Raw genomic sequence first — 16,225 nt, 5'->3', positions numbered from 1 at the left:
TCGTGGTGGACAGGAATCGGCATTATTCTATTTTTACAATGAGGATGTGACCGGCAGCCTCGGGAAAGGAGGATTTTCAAATGGCTCATCAACACCAACCTTGTGTGGAAGCCTGCGTGCGTTGTGCTCAGGAATGCGAATCATGTGCAAATCAATGCTTGGGTGACATGCCCGACTGTGCCAGGCTTTGCATAGACTGCGCAGATCTCTGTTGGACCTGTACGGCATTTATGAGTCGAGATTCTCAATTCAGTGCGGAAGTCTGCGATATTTGCGCGACAATATGTGACGCCTGTGCCAAGGAGTGCGAGAAACATGACAACGAGCATTGCCGACGATGTGCCGAAGCCTGTCGCCGATGCGCGGAGGAATGCCGCAAAATGGGTGCAGAAGCCAAAAAACAACCTGTGGGCGCCGGGCGATAGCCTTCGTTGATTACTCATCGGGCAAAGCCTCTAAAGGCATGCCCGATGAGGTCGATCTCCCTTCTCTCCATTAAATCTAGTTCTTAAAAACTGGACCATTTCCCGAATTTGATTTTTTATCTGTATCTTGGAATGGGCCAAAACCGGTAAGGATGATCTGCCTGATTCTATCGAAAATTCGATTGAATATTTAATCAGGCATATTTTCGAAGTTATCCAGTTAGACCATGGAGAAAATATCCTAGACTCTTTAAAAAAAGACACAACGGGTTTTATAGGATTTACAAATGATCAAGATCTCCATGGCCGGGTTAGGGTGGCCAATTCTGGTTTTCGGATTGGGATTTTCCGGATGTGCTATCCCTTTCCATGATAATCAGATGGATGAACTGCCTAGACCGAACATGTATCCACAGGAGGGAATCCCGGCTCCATTTCCAGATCTCCAAAATGAGAATAACAAGGGCACCTTACCGGCAGAAGGTCAGACGCAGGTGGATGACGAGCATAACGACGGGAAAACCCTTTCACTTCAGCGGCTCAAGAAACTCGCACGGAAAAATAATCCTACTCTCATCCAGGCCTGGGTTCTGGTCGAGGGAGAACGGGCCAAGGCTCTTCAGGCGGGCCTTTACCCCAATCCGGTCGGGGGTTATTCAGGAGATCAAATCAACGTCAAGAACACCATTGGAGAATTTCAGGGAGGGTTTATCCAACAAGAATTTGTCACGGCAGGAAAACTCGAATTGAGTCGTGAGAAATATTTAGCACGAGCTTCCGCTGCTGAATATCAAGCCCTTGCGCAGGAATATCGTGTGATGAATGGGATCGTCATCCAATATTATCGCCTTCTGGGATTTCAGGATCGGGTAGACATCCAACGGGAGCTTCTCAAAAGTTGGCAGGATCAGCTCTTAACCGTCAAGGAAATGTTTAATGTCGGCCAAGCTAATGAGGCTGATCTGCGCCAGGCGCGAGTGCAACTTCAACAGCAACAATTGTCCGTGCTCATGGCGGAGAATGAAGTCCAAATGGAAAGAGAGCGCTTAATGGCTCTCGTGGGGACGTCCCTTCCCAGTCAACCGGTTTCAGGAATGCTTGCAGAAGATCTGCCTCCCATCCGATTTGAGGAGGCCCTCAAGAGGTTACTGCAGGAAAGCCCTGAACTGGCCCTGGCGCATGCCAATGTGCGATCAGATCAAATTATGGTTCAGCGGGAACAGGCGGAACCTATCCCCAACATAACCCTTCGAGGTTCGGCCGGCCGGAATTATGTCGAAACACAAACGGTCTATGGCATTCAAGCGTTTATCAAAATTCCGATTTTTGATTGGAACCAGGGAACGATTCAACAGGCCCGGGCCGATCTCCGCCGACAAGAGGCCCAAGTCACACTTACTGAGCTTCGATTGCGCCGAAGTTTAGCCGAACAGTTTCAACAGTATCTCACCGCCCTTCAACATATCACAAGTTATCGGGACCTTCTGTTGCCCGAATCAGAGGCACGGTATCGCATTCAATTGCAGAGTTATCAATCCGCCCGTGAAGCCTGGCCGGAGGTTCTGCAAGCTCAACGCGATTTCTTCACGCTTCGGATGGAATATATCAATCAGTTAATTGCCTGGCGAACGTCCAGGGTGGCAATTGAGGGACTCCTGCTCATTGACGGCCTTCAAGCCCCACAGGGTGTGACGCCGCCTGGGCACCTTGATGCGAATCCCAAACCCAGATAAGCGTCAGTTTCCCCAAGACGCTTTTTTCTCTATGGAGATTGTACAATGAGCGATGGCGTGACACGACGACAGGTTTTGGCAACCGGAGCTGCACTGGCCGCAGGAACCTTGTCGGCTCAATTGGGTCAAGGTGAGCCACTCGATCCCTCCCGGTCCCGCACAGACCAAACCCAGACAGCCAAAAATTCCACTGAAAAGTTTTCCCGTTATTCACGCTATCGCCCCAGTTTCGGAGGACCTCATGACTCCGATGAATATCTGGGAAAACTTGTTCCGGGATTGCGAAAATCCGGGATGGAACCCGTCTCACTTGAGACTCCAGACCTGGAAAAACTTTCCTGGAAGATGGTGAATGGCGTCAAGGAATTCGAGCTGCAATGCACACCGGTGATCCGCGAATTTCTTCCCGGGAAATTCATGCATGTCTGGGGCTTTAACAACAGCATGCCGGGCCCCACCATGGAGGCCTTTCAAGGGGACCGGGTTCGCATCATCGTTCATAACGAACTGCCGGAGCCGACTTCAGTGCATTGGCATGGATTGGAACTCCCGGTGGAATTTGACGGGGTCCCCGGTGTCACTCAACATCTGATTCCACCTGGCGGGACGTATGTCTACGAATACGATCTGCACCAAACCGGCACATTTTTTTATCATAGTCATGTGGCCATGCAGGAAGCTTTCGGGATGGTGGGGTTTTTCATCATTCATCCCCGCGTGGCCTACGATCCTCCCGTCGATCGTGATTTCGGCCTTATTTTTCAGAACTTTTTTATTCCACCGAATTCGACAACGGCGGATTCCATGCGCATGGACTGGAACTGGCATACCATCAATGGCCGCAGCGGCCCCTATACCACTCCCCTCGTTTGTAAGCATGGTGAACGGGTCCGCATCCGATTGATCGATTTCAGCCCAATGCAACATCACCCGATTCATATCCATGGCCACACATTTTGGTTGACAGGCACCGAAGGCGGACGCATTCCTCCCAGTGCCTGGATTCCCAGAAACACCACACTGGTGGGCGTGGCGATGGCACAGGATTTTGAATTTATCGCCTTCAATCCAGGCGACTGGACGTTTCATTGCCATATGGTGCACCACATGATGAATCACATGGTGCGCCAAGTGGGCCCGCGCATACGCGGTGAAGAAGAGGTCTCGAAATATCTGAATTCTCTTCCTAACCGTCCTCCGGCAGAATCCGCGCTGGAAAATCCGGCGTTTGGCGTACCTGGCTATCCACAAAAAATGCATGGTCAGGAGATGAATCAGGAGGCTATGCAAAAAATCAACGAGAGGCGCGAAACTTGTGGAATGCGAAAAAATTGGCATGAAGGTATTAAAGGCTTAATGACGGTTATGCGGGTCTTGCCGGATGAATTCTATGATCTCGTCATGCATAGCGAGGAAAAAATTCTTCCGGGAGCAATTTTCGAAGCCATCGCAAAAGGCCAATACCGGACTCATGGCCAATAAGATTTCCACTAGGGGACAATAGGATGGATCTGCACAGCCTTTTACCTTTATCCATATACCAATCGTCAGCTCATTCATAACTCGCCTCAACTGGATTTTTCTCCCGACAAGAATTATCCTGCCTGTTCTGTGGCCGAATGGTAGGTGCCACATTTTCCACGTGCATTCATAAAAGTTCTAAACTGAGAACAAAGCGTATCCATCATTAAGGGCGTGTACTGGCCGTTCAAAATTCAATTATGCCATGATTAAATCATACCTTCGGGCAGATAGGAGAATTGAAATGACCACAAGCACAAGATGGCGTTGGCACATATTTGGTGAATCGGAACCCTTCTAGAATTAAATTGCAGCACTGCGTACATAAAGAGACGAAACATGGCACACGCATTAACATCCCTGGTTTTTATCACAATTACTACGGCCATTATGATGACCGGGTGTGGGTCCGGGCCTCCTGCCCAATTGGTCGAAAAATATGGTCCACCAGCCCAATTAATTAAACAGCATGATCATGCTGCCTTGGCAAAATGGTACGAACAGGAAGCCGCCGCTCTTCGACAGCGCACGGAGGAATTGCGTGCGATGGTTGGGGAGGTTGGTGATTACGATTCAAAAGGATTTTATGAAGACAAGTTAACGATAATGATGCATGGCAAAGAGTTAGCAGATGATTATTCGGACGCAGCCGATACGGCTGAAAAACTTGCACAAATCCATAGCAGCCGCCAAGCGACTAAATAGACCGCGCCCCAGGCCCGGCGCAACAGACCTTACAGCCCTCGGTGTCCGGGAGTGAGTTTTTTAAAAAGAGTAAGAGGGCCGAGATCCCTCCCCTTTAGCTCAAATCCACCTCAACGAAATGATCCCTGCGGTCGTCCACCATGTGGATCCTGCCCTGAGGTCGCCCGGTTGCGTCTATGCCTACTCCATCAATCTCGACACCGTCCATCGATAGACGGCTCACATGTTCCGGCTTTTCCCCCACGCGCTTGAAGGTGATGTGATAAACAGTCTCTCGAAAGCGATAGTGGATGTTGAACCACTCCCAATGGGCCGGGACACAGGGGGCAACAAGCAGATAGTCGACTTCCAGCTGCAAGCCCAGGAGTGTTTCCACGGTTAGCCGGTACATCCAGCCTGCCGCTCCGGTGTACCACGTCCACCCTCCCCGGCTGGTGTGTGGCGGCGCACCGTAAATATCCGCGCACATGACATAGGGCTCAACCTTATAGCGTTCACTATCATCCGGTAGACTCCCGTGATTGATGGGATTGAGCATGTTGAACAATTCCCACGCCCGCTCCCTGTCACCCAACATGGCAAACGCCATCGTCGTCCAAATGGCGGCGTGAGTGTATTGGCCACCATTTTCGCGAACGCCGGGCACATAGCCTTTAATATAACCGGGCTCAAGGTCGGAGGTGTCGAATGGCGGAGTGAGCAGTTGAATGAGCTGAGCCTCGCGTCGCACCAGGCGCGTGTCCACCGCCGCCATCGCCTGACGGGCTCGTTTGGGATCGCCGCCGCCCGAAATGACCGCCCAACTCTGGCTGATCGAATCAATCTGACATTCGGCATTCTCGGAGGAGCCCAGGGGAGTGCCATCATCGAAATACGCCCGCCGATACCATTCGCCGTCCCAGGCATTGGCCTCAATGCTGTCGCGCAGCCGCGAAGCCCGCCCGGTGCACATGTCGGCAAACGGCTCGTCGCCTCGACGACGGGCCAGGGCTGCAAACAGCTGAAGGTTTTCATAGAGGAACCACGCCAGCCACACACTTTCACCCTTGCCATCGCGACCGACGAGATTCATCCCGTCGTTCCAATCGCCGCACCCCATGAGGGGCAATTGATGTTCGCCGAAACGTAATCCGTGTGTGATTGACCGCACGCAATGTTCATAGAGACTGGCCACTTCCGTCGAACGTTGCGGCTGGTCGTAGTATGCCTCCTCTTCCGGATTCAACTCACGGCCCTCGAGAAAATGGACGGACTCGTCGAGCACTCCCGTATCCCCAGTGGCCAGAACATACCGACAGGCGGCATACGGAAGCCACAGATAATCATCGGAAAAATGCGTGCGTACGCCTTGTCCATTGGGCGGATGCCACCAATGTTGTACGTCACCCTTGCGGAACTGACGCTCGGCACAACGAAGTAACTGCTCTCGGGCGAGCCAGGGCGTCGCATGAATGAGCGCCATGGTATCTTGCAATTGATCGCGGAACCCGTAGGCCCCACCGGACTGATAATACCCGCTACGGCCCCAGAGCCTGCAGGACAACGTCTGGTAGACCAACCAACCGTTGGCCAACACGTCCAACGCTCGATCCGGCGTCTCTACATGCACCGCTCCCAACGTCCGGTTCCAGTGGTTCCATACTGCTTCCAAAGCCCAACGCGCCCCAGCCGGCCCACCGAATCGTTCGATAAAATAGTGCGCCTCATCGGTATTGCGGGCCGCGCCAAAGACGAACACGATCTCACGCTCCTGCCCCTCGGCCAGTTCAATCGAGGTCTGTATGGCCGCGCATGGATCCAGACCCGCACCGGTTTTGCCGGATAAACGTTTAAGGCGCATCGCGGCCGGGCTGGCCAGGGAGCCATTTCGGCCAATGAACTCTGTACGGTTTCCGGTCACCGTGCGCTCGCGCTCGCTAACCTGAACAAAAACCATTCGATTGGCACATTCGCGGCCATACGGATTGCGCGCAAACAGGGCCCCGCTGTGTGGATCTGTTTCGGTCACAATGTGCATCATATTGGTGTGACGCCACTCACCAAGCACCAGCTCCCAATACCCGGTCAGCGACAATCGGCGCGGCCCCTTCGACTGGTTGCGCAGCTTGATCACCACAAACTTCACCGGAGCGTCCATGGCCACATAGGTGAACAGTTCCGAGGCAATACCGGCTTCGTTATGCTCGAACACGCTGTACCCGAACCCGTGCCGACACACATAGCCGGACCGACCGGATGCGGGCAATGGCGTCGGCGACCAGAACGCACCGGTTTCCTCATCCCGAACATAGAGCGCCTCGCCGCTACTGTCGCTCAGCGGGTCATTATGCCAGGTGGTCAGACGGAACTCGTGCGCGTTTTCCACCCAGGTATACGCGCTCCCGCTCTCACTGACGACCGTGCCAATGTGCGGGCTGGCAATGACATTCGCCCAGGGCGCCGGCGTGTGTTGGCCAGGTTCGAGAGTGACGACATATTCGCGCCCATCGGGCGTAAAGCCACCCAGACCGTTACAGAAAATTCGATCACGGGCCGCCAAGGGCTGGGCCGGTATGACTGCCGGTTGCCGCAATGGCTCCAAACGGTCCGGCACACGCACGACCGGGACGAGGCGCTCCACCTGCTCGAGTAAGGTTTCGGCGGTATCGGTCAGCACGACCCGGGCGACCGTCTGGAACAAGACCCGATCCTCCTCCGACAGTTCTTCGGCACGTCGCACGAAGACCCCACCCGGTCTGTCGAGAATTTGCGCTTCGGGACCCGCATTGATCAGCCCCATGATCTGGTCTTGCAGAACCGCCCGATAGCCCGAGAAATCCTCGTTGACGATGACCAAATCCGCAGTCAAACCCTTCATGCGCCAATAGGCATGGGCTTGCAGCACCTGTTTGACCAGATCAATCCGGCTCCGGTCGCCAATGCGGAGCAGAACGATCGGCAGATCACCCGAGACGACAAAGCGCCAAAGCCCGGACTGACCAAGCTGGTTGCGGGCAATGACGCTCGGTGCAGCACGGTGCAAGCCATTGGCGAAAATGACTGAGGTGGCCAGACGACCATAGACCTGAGCCTCCGGCTCGGTGGCGTTGAGATGACGCAGCACCTCCTGACTTTGGAACCAGGCCATTTCAAAGGCACGCTCAACGAAGTGCCGATCACAATATTTCTCAAGCAACCCCAATGCAGCCTCCCGGGTGTCGGCGACACCGGAGATAATCTGCACGATCGACGATTCATCGGACGACACAGCGATGGTGCGGCGAATGGCCACGATAGGATCGAGCACCGAACCATCCGTATTCGACAACGTCGACGAACGATCATCGCGGTCAAACACCACAGGGTTGGCCGCCGTTCGGCCCCGCCCGATGAATTTGGAGCGATCCGTCTCGTATGAGGGCTCATCGGCTACAGCCCCGGGGGCGGCCAACAGGTGAAACATCCACGGCATCGCTTCACCCGGTGTGCGGGCACGCCTCCGGCAGAGGATCGCCTGACGGTCCGGAAGGATTTCAGTTTGCACAAACAAATTGCTGAATGATCGATGGGCCAGGTCGGCATTCAATGGCGCCAATACAACCTCCGCGTAACTCGTCACCTCGATGTGACGGGTACGACTCGACAGGTTGGTGAGCGTGACGCGTCGGATTTCAACATCGTCTTCAGGTGACACGCTGATTTCAGTGTGGGATTCAATTCCCTGGTCGCGCCGCCGATATTCGGCGCGCCCCTGCACAAAAATTGCTTCATAGTGATCGGCCTTGCGCAATGTCGGTTGATGCGCCGTTGACCAGTACCGTCCAGAGTCGCGGTCACGCAAGTAGATGAAGGTCCCCCAACAATCGGAGGTAACGTCCTCGCGCCAACGGGTCACGGCCAGGTCACGCCAGCGACTGTACCCGCCACCGGCATGAGTCGCCATGAGGTGGTACCTGCCATTGGACATCAGATGCACTTCAGGTATGGGCGTGTTCGGGTCGATAAACACGCGCATGATGGCACCGCCTTCCGCAGCGGCCGGCCGCGCGGCGGCGCTCACTTCAGCCGCGTGCGGATGCAACGTCGCTCCCTTCTTCGGCACACGCTCCTGCAGCAACAGTTCCGTCGCCCGTATGTGGGGGGCAGACATGAAGCGGCGTTGCATCGGGCGATTAAGCAGGACATGCGCAAAGGCCAACAGGCTCATGCCTTGATGATGCGCCATGAATGTGCGCACGATGGCGTGATTCTTTCCTCGAGGCACGCGTGAGGGCGTATAATCCACCGCCTCGTAGAATCCGTAGACCCCACAGAATCCACTGGTAGACATGGTCTGTAAGTTATGACAGGCTTCTCGCGGCATCACGGTGAGCGCCAGCGCGCTGGCGTAAGGCGCGATGACCAGGTCATCTCCCAGCCCGCGCTTAAAGCCCAGCCCGGGGACGCCAAACGCCCGGTATTGATAGACGTGGTGCATATCGGTGGCGTTATAGCAGGACTCGGAAATACCCCAGGGCACCGCACGTTGTCGACCGTATTCAATCTGGCGCAACACGACGGCCTTGCAGGTCTGCTCCAACAAGGTATTCTGGTAACTCGGCATGATCAGTTGCGGCATGAGATACTCGAACATCGAGCCGCTCCACGAAATCAAACTCACGGCGCCGCCATAACTGGTCAACTGACGACCGAGTGAGAACCAATGCTTTTGCGGGAGCTGTCCCTGCGCGATAAGGAGAAAACTTGCCAGGCGTGCTTCGGATGCCAGCAGATCGTAACAGGACGGATCACGGCGCCGTTCCCCCACATCGTAACCGATGTTCAGCAAACCACAGGATGCATCATAGAGAAATTCAAAATCCATCACCGCCAATTCGCGACAACGATTCACCAAATCGTCGATAATTCTGATCCGCTCTACCGCACCCGTATGCGGGGATACGCCCACACCGGCTGGCGACAGCCCTTCCGTGCCCACGACTCTCTCTCTGGCCAAGACCGCCAATGTCGGGGTGTTGGTGAAATGCCGTGGATCGGGCACCAACCATCTCAGGTCGTCCCGCAGTGCGCAGGATTGCTGATCGAATGCCTGCGCCCACTGATACAGTTCGCCATCGATATCGCTATCCGCCGGGAGCCAGGCCACCAGTTCCTCCGCCGTGCGGTGGATGTCTTCCAGCAGTCGATCGGCAGCCGCTAATGTCTGTGGCTCCCCGTTCAGAGTGATTCTGTCCAGTTTGTCCTGAAGAACCTTGATTTGTTTCGCAAGGTCCGGGGCTGGTATCGAAGGTACATGTTCGGCAAGGACCTGCAGGGTGTCCTGCAGCCCCCGAAACGGGCACGAGGACAGCACCGGCTGATCTTTCAACTCGGCCAATCCCGCTTGCAGAGTGAGCAAGCTGCCCGCCAGGTTTCCGCTGTCCACCGACGAGACGTAGAGGGGACGAAGCGGTTTCAGCGTGCGTGTGTCGTACCAGTTATAAAAATGGCCGCGGTAGCGTTCCAGCCTTTCCATCGTCGCCAAGGTGTGATCCGTACGCCGCAACAATTCTCCGGCGGACAGGTATCCGAAGTCGTACGCCGACAAGTTCGCCAGGAGCGACATGCCGATGTTTGTGGGCGAGGTGCGGGAGGCGATGCCCGAAGCAGGATGTTCCTGGAAATTATCGGGTGGCAGCCAATTGTCCTCTGGACTGACGAACTTCGCGAAGAAACGCCACGTTCGCCGAGCCGAGCCTCGAAGAAAGGCCCGTTGCTCAACGGTCAAGTCCGGTACGGGATCCACAAGGGGCAGACTGATCCACCAGCCGACGATTGGCGACCCCAGCCACAGCAACAACACTGGAACACAAAAAAGCCACTCCTCCGGCCGGCTGACCCCTAAAGCAAAGATCAGTATGACCGCCAGGGCAGGCCCGATCCACATCTCCATAAAAAAATCGAACAGTGTCCGGCGTGCATTGCGACTGACATAGGATCGCATATGCCAGAGTAACAATCCGCGTCTCGTGAATAGCATCCGGACACCCGAGCGCAGAATCGCATTCAGGCTAATCAGCGTTTCGTAGGGCAACAAGACCACCGTGAGCACCGCGAGCATAAACGGGTGGCCTGTAGACTTGCTTTTTAAAATGAGGTGCACCAACCAATCCCGTTCTCCAGGTTTCCGGATGAGATCGATCACGGCTCCGAGCACGATGGGCAAAAACACCACCCCCCCGACCAGCAGGGTCCAGACCCATGCCGATCCCGGACCAAACAGCCATCCACCTATCAGCAAGGCCAGCAGTGACGGGGACACGAGGCTACGTCGAAGGTTGTCAAATATTTTCCACACCGACAAGGCTGTCAGCGGGTTCGGTGGCCGCTGCGCCTTCGATCCATTTGATCCTGGCGGTCCGGGCACATGCGGGAGCAGCCAGCCGGCAAGCTGCCAGTCCCCGCGTATCCACCGATGTCGCCGGCTCGCCTCTATGGCATAACTGGCCGGATGCTCTTCAATGATATCGACATCGGTGACCAATGCTGAACGTGCATACCCGCTTTCCAGCAAGTCGTGGCTGAGAATGAGGTTCTCAGGAAAGCGTCCATCGACAGCCTGACGAAACGCATCTACATCGTAAATGCCTTTGCCGATAAACGACCCCTCCCCGAAAATATCCTGATACACATCCGAGACCTCGCGCGTATAGGGATCGACGCCTGATTCACCGGCGAACAGTTTCGTAAACCGTGACTGCCCGGCACTGATCAGGCTGATCGACGTACGTGGTTGAAGAATGGCGTAACCTTCGACGATACGCCCCTTGTCCGGATCGTATACCGGCCGATTGAGAGGATGAGCCATGTTGCCGATCAAGGTGCGTGCCGTGTCACGGGGTAGTTGCGTATCGGTATCCAACGTGATGACGTACTTAATTGAACTGAGGAGGGATGGATCACCGACGATAGCCGAGAATGCCGTTTGCGCCTCTCCCCGCAGCACGGCATTGAACTGCTCCAGCTTGCCGCGTTTGCGCTCATATCCCATCCACACCTGTTCGTATGAATTCCACATCCGAGGTCGGTGAAACAGATAAAAGATGCAGGGGCGGTCCTCACGGTAGGTCTCATTGAGCGCCTGGACACCTGCGGAAGCCCGGACGAGCAATGCGTCATCATCCGGCAGCATACACTCAGGCGCGTCTCGAAAATCCGTCAGCAAGGCAAAGAACAGATGAGGATCGCGATTCCCCAGATACCGGATTTCCAGGGCTTCGAGAAGATCATCAATCTCTTGCGACCTGCTCAGCAAGGTGGGAACCACGACCATCGTGCGGTGAGCGTGTGGAATACCCCTTGAGAAATCCAAGCGTGGTAACGCCCGAGGCGCCAAGGTCAGCGTGACGACCAGATTCACCACCGAGACGGCCAGCGCCGAGACACTCATCATCCCGGTTATGCCCAAAAACCAAAACCGCCAATCATCCGGCCCGAACCCCTCGAAAGAGAACAGCACCGCCGATGTCGCAAGGTCCGTAAGCAGCAGGATGGGTCCGAGGTACAGGATCAGGCGGAAAGGCCGACTGGCCCGGCTGAACCGCAATTTCCACGACACACGGCAGTTCACCCCACGCTCCAGTAGGCCGCGTCCGTGATCGACCAGATAGTATCCGATATGGGAAGCACGGTCGTTAGAACCCATCTGCGCTGCAGCCGTCTGCGCAAGCACAATGGCGTGGCGTGCTACAGCCCATTCACTGCACGAACTGCCTCTCGCCACATCTTCGATGACATGCCGATACCGGTCGCGGCTGGCGAAATCCTGGTTGGTGTACATTCCTGTCGGATCTTCACACAAGATCTGTTCGACGACACTGAGCGACTCGACGTACTTCTTCCAATCGGTTGCACCGATGAATCGCAGACTCCCGATACTGTTGGCAATGGAGATCTGATTGGTCGCGGCCGTTCGACCGGCCGCCTCCGACAACTGCGTGGCCGTCACCCCTTGTTCAAGTAGTTTGTGTTCGACCCAGGTTTGAATGAACGCCATTGCCGGCCCCTGAGCCTGGAGTCTTGCGTAAAATTCCTCTACAAAGGGTGCGGTCAACGGCACATCGGCATTGGCGAACTCGGCGAGCAACTGAACAAGCTGTTTGGGTTTTTCTTCGGCCGTCGCGTGCATGCGGTCTGCCCAACTGATCGCCGCGTCTCGCTCCTCGCGCCGACGGGCAATACGCAACCCCACGCGACGAAGGTTTTCCAATAGCGCCAACTGCAGCATAATCGGGAATGCCCACAATTCGCCCAGTTTTAAGGGTTCAACGGTCTGGTAAGCGGCGACGAAATGGGTGGCATTGTCGCTGTCGACACGACCGTCCATATGAGAGATCAACTCCAACGCCAAATCATAGATTCTGGGAAAACCGGCTGACGGGCCATCAGCCAGTCGTGGCAACTGCCGGCTGTACCCTCGCGGCAGATGCCGACGTGCCAGAACGATCTGCTGCTCAATAAGATAAAAATTATCAAGCAACCATGCCTCTGCCGGGACGATCCGTTGTCCGGGCATCACGGCGGCTGTCACAAGATCATACGCCGCCAGCAGCACGCGCTCATTGTCCGCCAGCCGTGGTAATAACCTGTCCGGCCCAGGGTGCGGATCGATAGTATGCTGTCCAGCAAGCGTGACCGCATGACGTTTCAATTGCTCGATGCTGAACAGCTCCGAGCGCAGCAACTCTGTATCCCCTGCGTCACGCAACACATTCCGTGCAGGTAATAAATGTCCGAAATTTTTTCTGAAAATGTTAGTGACGATGACATTCTCCTCGCTCGAACTTTGGATCGTCCGCGCAGTACCGGCCTTAGACCTGGGTTTAGCAAAATGTCATGCTACGTGCTTTCAGCACGTCAGCCAGTGACCTGTCGATGGCTAATTTTTACATTGTCTTGGCTGGGATTGAGATTAACAGGGTTAAAACGGACAGTGCGTGAGTACAGCTTTTTGCTGGAACTCAAGACCAACGGTTTGAAGCTTGCTCGAAGTTGATTAAGCCCCGCACAGGCCTCAAGCCGTTCGACTGCGGATGCTATGGCTTTAGACTCACGCTCCTGTCAGCTTAAGCCATGTTAACACTATATCCATCTTTGGATATAGGGAACGCTATGGCACGGTAGCGGGTGAAGACACTGTGGCCAAATTCTGTGACTCGAACTTCGAGTTGGCTTTCCCATGACAACGGTATTTCACTATACTGAATCAATGGGTTCATCTTTTAGTGCCGACCGAACCGAAGGGCAATATCTTATGCCACTGGGGATGTCTCTCTCAGGCCAGTTCACCTTCATACTCTCTTTTGTTAATTACAAGGACAATAACAATGGCACAAGAATCTCATACTCCCACGGATAAGCCCCGGCGACGGGAATTAAGCATGGCCAAGGTCGCGCAGGTGAAAGACCCTGTCTGCGGCATGATGGTGGATTCGCTTACCGCTCCCGGAAAATTCGAGCATGCGGGAACCATGTATTACTTCTGCAATCCGCGTTGCCAGGACAAGTTCAGCCATGATCCGGATGGCTATCTCACCGGAAAACACCAGCAGTCGATGGATACCGAAAATGCGAAGCCGGGCACCAAATATATTTGCCCGATGTGTCCCGGTGTGGAATCTGCCAAACCGGCGGCTTGTCCAAAATGTGGCATGGCGCTGGAGCCGGATGTCGCAGCCGCACCGGCCACTAAAACAGAATATGTCTGTCCCATGCATCCTGAAGTGGTACAGGACCAGCCCGGCTCCTGTCCGAAATGTGGCATGGCCCTCGAACCACGGGAAATCACACTTGAAGAAGAAGAGAATCCCGAACTCAAAGACATGACGCGACGGTTCTGGATCGGTCTCGTGTTGGCGTTCCCGGTATTTATCCTGGCCATGTCCGAAATGATTCCCGGCCAACCCCTTCAGGATATCCTGCCACCTTCGGTCATGTCATGGGTACAGTGGGCATTAGCCACGCCCGTGGTCTTATGGTGTGGATGGCCGTTCTTTCAACGCGCATGGGCTTCGCTCGTGAATCGCAGTCTGAACATGTTTACGCTGATTGCATTGGGAACCGGCACGGCCTATGTCTATAGCACCGTGGCGACGCTTGCGCCTCAATTATTTCCCACCTCATTCAGAGGAGAGGGTGGTGAGGTCGCCGTGTATTTTGAAGCCGCGGCCGTGATCACCGTCCTCGTGTTATTGGGCCAGGTCCTGGAATTACGGGCTCGCAGCCAGACAGGCAGCGCCATTAAAGCCCTGCTTGGCCTGGCACCAAAAACCGCAAGGCGAATTCTCGAGAATGGCGAGGAGGAAGACGTCCTCGTCGAAGCGGTACATCCAGGAGACAAGCTTCGGATCCGCCCGGGAGAAAAAATTCCGATAGACGGAGTTATTCTTGAGGGTCAAAGTGCTGTCGATGAATCCATGATTACCGGAGAATCGATACCGGTGGAAAAAGAGGCAAAAGCTCAGGTTACCGGAGGAACCGTCAATGGCACAGGGACGTTGGTGATGCAAGTTGAACGAGTGGGCCGGGATACCGTCCTGGCGCAAATTGTTCGCATGGTGAGCGAAGCCCAACGCAGTCGGGCGCCCATTCAACGGATGGCCGACCTGGTAGCCGGCTATTTTGTGCCTATTGTTGTAGGGATAGCGGCGCTAACGTTCTTGATCTGGGCGTTTTTCGGTCCGGAACCTCGCATGGCGCATGCCCTGGTCAATGCCGTCGCCGTTCTCATTATTGCCTGTCCATGCGCGTTGGGCCTCGCCACCCCCATGTCCATCATGGTGGGAACCGGACGAGGAGCCACAGCCGGCGTCCTAATGAAGAATGCCGAAGCCCTGGAGCAATTGGAGAAAGTGGATACCCTTGTCGTCGATAAAACGGGAACCCTCACAGAAGGCAAGCCTAAACTGATGTCAGTCGTTTCTCACACCGATATGCAGGAAGAGGACCTGCTCCGATTGGTCGCCAGCCTGGAACGCAACAGCGAACATCCTCTGGCCTCCGCCATTGTGAACGGGGCGAAAGACAAAGGGCTGGAGTTATGGAAGACTCAGGACTTTCAGTCGAAAACCGGCAAAGGCGTGACCGGTACCGTCCAGGACCAAAGCATGGCACTCGGAACACGGAAGTTTTTGGAAGAAGAGTTTCAGGTAAGGCCCGAGACCTTCGGGCCGTTGGCAGACAAGGCCGAGGATCTGCGCCGTGACGGCCAAACCGTCATGTTCGTGGCCATCGAGAATCAGATCGCCGGCCTCATCGGCGTCGCCGACCCGATTAAACCATCAACGTCGGAAGCCATTCGCCTGTTACATGAAGAAGGGATACAGGTAGTCATGGTCTCCGGTGACCATCAACAGACCGCACAGGCGGTTGCGAAGAAGCTCGGGATTGATGAAGTGAAAGCGGAAGTGTTGCCCGAGCAAAAGAGCCAAATCGTGAAGCAACTACAGGCAGAAGGAAAAATCGTGGCCATGGCCGGAGACGGCATCAATGACGCGCCGGCCCTCGCCCAGGCTCATGTCGGCATCGCCATGGGAACCGGCACGGATGTGGCCATGGAAAGTGCGGGGATCACGTTGGTCAAGGGTGACCTGCGGGGTATTGCCAGGGCGCGCAAACTTAGTCAGGCGACCATGCGCAACATCCGGCAAAATTTGTTCTTTGCTTTTTTCTACAATGCCATCGGGGTGCCCATCGCCGCCGGCATTCTGTATCCGGCCTTCGGCATACTCTTAAGTCCGATGATTGCCGCCGCGGCGATGACATTTAGCTCGGTTTCGGTCATTACCAATGCCCTCCGATTGCGAACCACGACATTGTAAATTT

Annotated in this window: 6 protein-coding genes; 5 read left to right on the top strand and 1 reads right to left on the bottom strand. The window is 55.1% G+C overall.

The genetic code is table 11. The annotated features are described in order from the left end of the window. Window positions 1–80 precede the first annotated feature (80 nt). The 4 genes from LX98_RS06495 to LX98_RS06480 all read left to right on the top strand — a co-directional run bounded on the left by LX98_RS06495 (window position 81) and on the right by LX98_RS06480 (window position 4,384). Window positions 81–425 (top strand): four-helix bundle copper-binding protein, encoded by a 345-nt coding sequence (locus tag LX98_RS06495; RefSeq protein WP_496428128.1) that lies wholly within the window; start codon window positions 81–83, stop codon window positions 423–425. A 287-nt stretch (window positions 426–712) separates the two neighbouring features. Next, the gene (locus LX98_RS06490) at window positions 713–2,158 is read left to right on the top strand and encodes a TolC family protein (RefSeq protein WP_496428127.1); all 1,446 of its coding nucleotides are present in this window, start codon (window positions 713–715) and stop codon (window positions 2,156–2,158) included. A gap of 45 nt (window positions 2,159–2,203) precedes the next feature. Then, window positions 2,204–3,640 carry a multicopper oxidase domain-containing protein gene (locus LX98_RS06485; protein WP_496428126.1) on the top strand — a complete coding sequence of 479 codons (1,437 nt, stop codon included), beginning with the start codon at window positions 2,204–2,206 and terminating at the stop codon, window positions 3,638–3,640. Window positions 3,641–4,018: 378 nt separating this feature from the next. Continuing rightward, entirely contained in the window at window positions 4,019–4,384 is a 366-nt protein-coding gene (locus LX98_RS06480) for a hypothetical protein (RefSeq protein ID WP_496428125.1), read from the top strand. Window positions 4,385–4,478: 94 nt separating this feature from the next. Here LX98_RS06480 and LX98_RS06475 read toward each other — a convergent pair whose 3' ends face one another. Next, complete coding sequence (locus tag LX98_RS06475) at window positions 4,479–13,085, bottom strand: GH36-type glycosyl hydrolase domain-containing protein (protein WP_496428124.1); 8,607 nt, start codon at window positions 13,083–13,085, stop codon at window positions 4,479–4,481. A gap of 643 nt (window positions 13,086–13,728) precedes the next feature. Between LX98_RS06475 and LX98_RS06470 the strand changes: the two genes are divergently transcribed. Further along, window positions 13,729–16,221, top strand: coding sequence for a heavy metal translocating P-type ATPase (locus tag LX98_RS06470; protein ID WP_496428123.1), 2,493 nt, complete (start codon window positions 13,729–13,731; stop codon window positions 16,219–16,221). The last annotated feature ends 4 nt before the right edge of the window (window positions 16,222–16,225 follow it).

The sequence above is a fragment of the Nitrospira marina genome, assembly GCF_059568365.1.
This window is presented reverse-complemented; position numbering and strand designations above follow the sequence as displayed.

Bases quoted from the DNA above. Each gene is read 5' to 3' on its own strand.
- LX98_RS06480 (WP_496428125.1), top strand. From the start codon at position 4,019: ATGGCACACGCATTAACATCCCTGGTTTTTATCACAATTACTACGGCC.
- LX98_RS06485 (WP_496428126.1), top strand. From the start codon at position 2,204: ATGAGCGATGGCGTGACACGACGACAGGTTTTGGCAACCGGAGCTGCA.
- LX98_RS06470 (WP_496428123.1), top strand. From the start codon at position 13,729: ATGGCACAAGAATCTCATACTCCCACGGATAAGCCCCGGCGACGGGAA.
- LX98_RS06495 (WP_496428128.1), top strand. From the start codon at position 81: ATGGCTCATCAACACCAACCTTGTGTGGAAGCCTGCGTGCGTTGTGCT.
- LX98_RS06490 (WP_496428127.1), top strand. From the start codon at position 713: ATGATCAAGATCTCCATGGCCGGGTTAGGGTGGCCAATTCTGGTTTTC.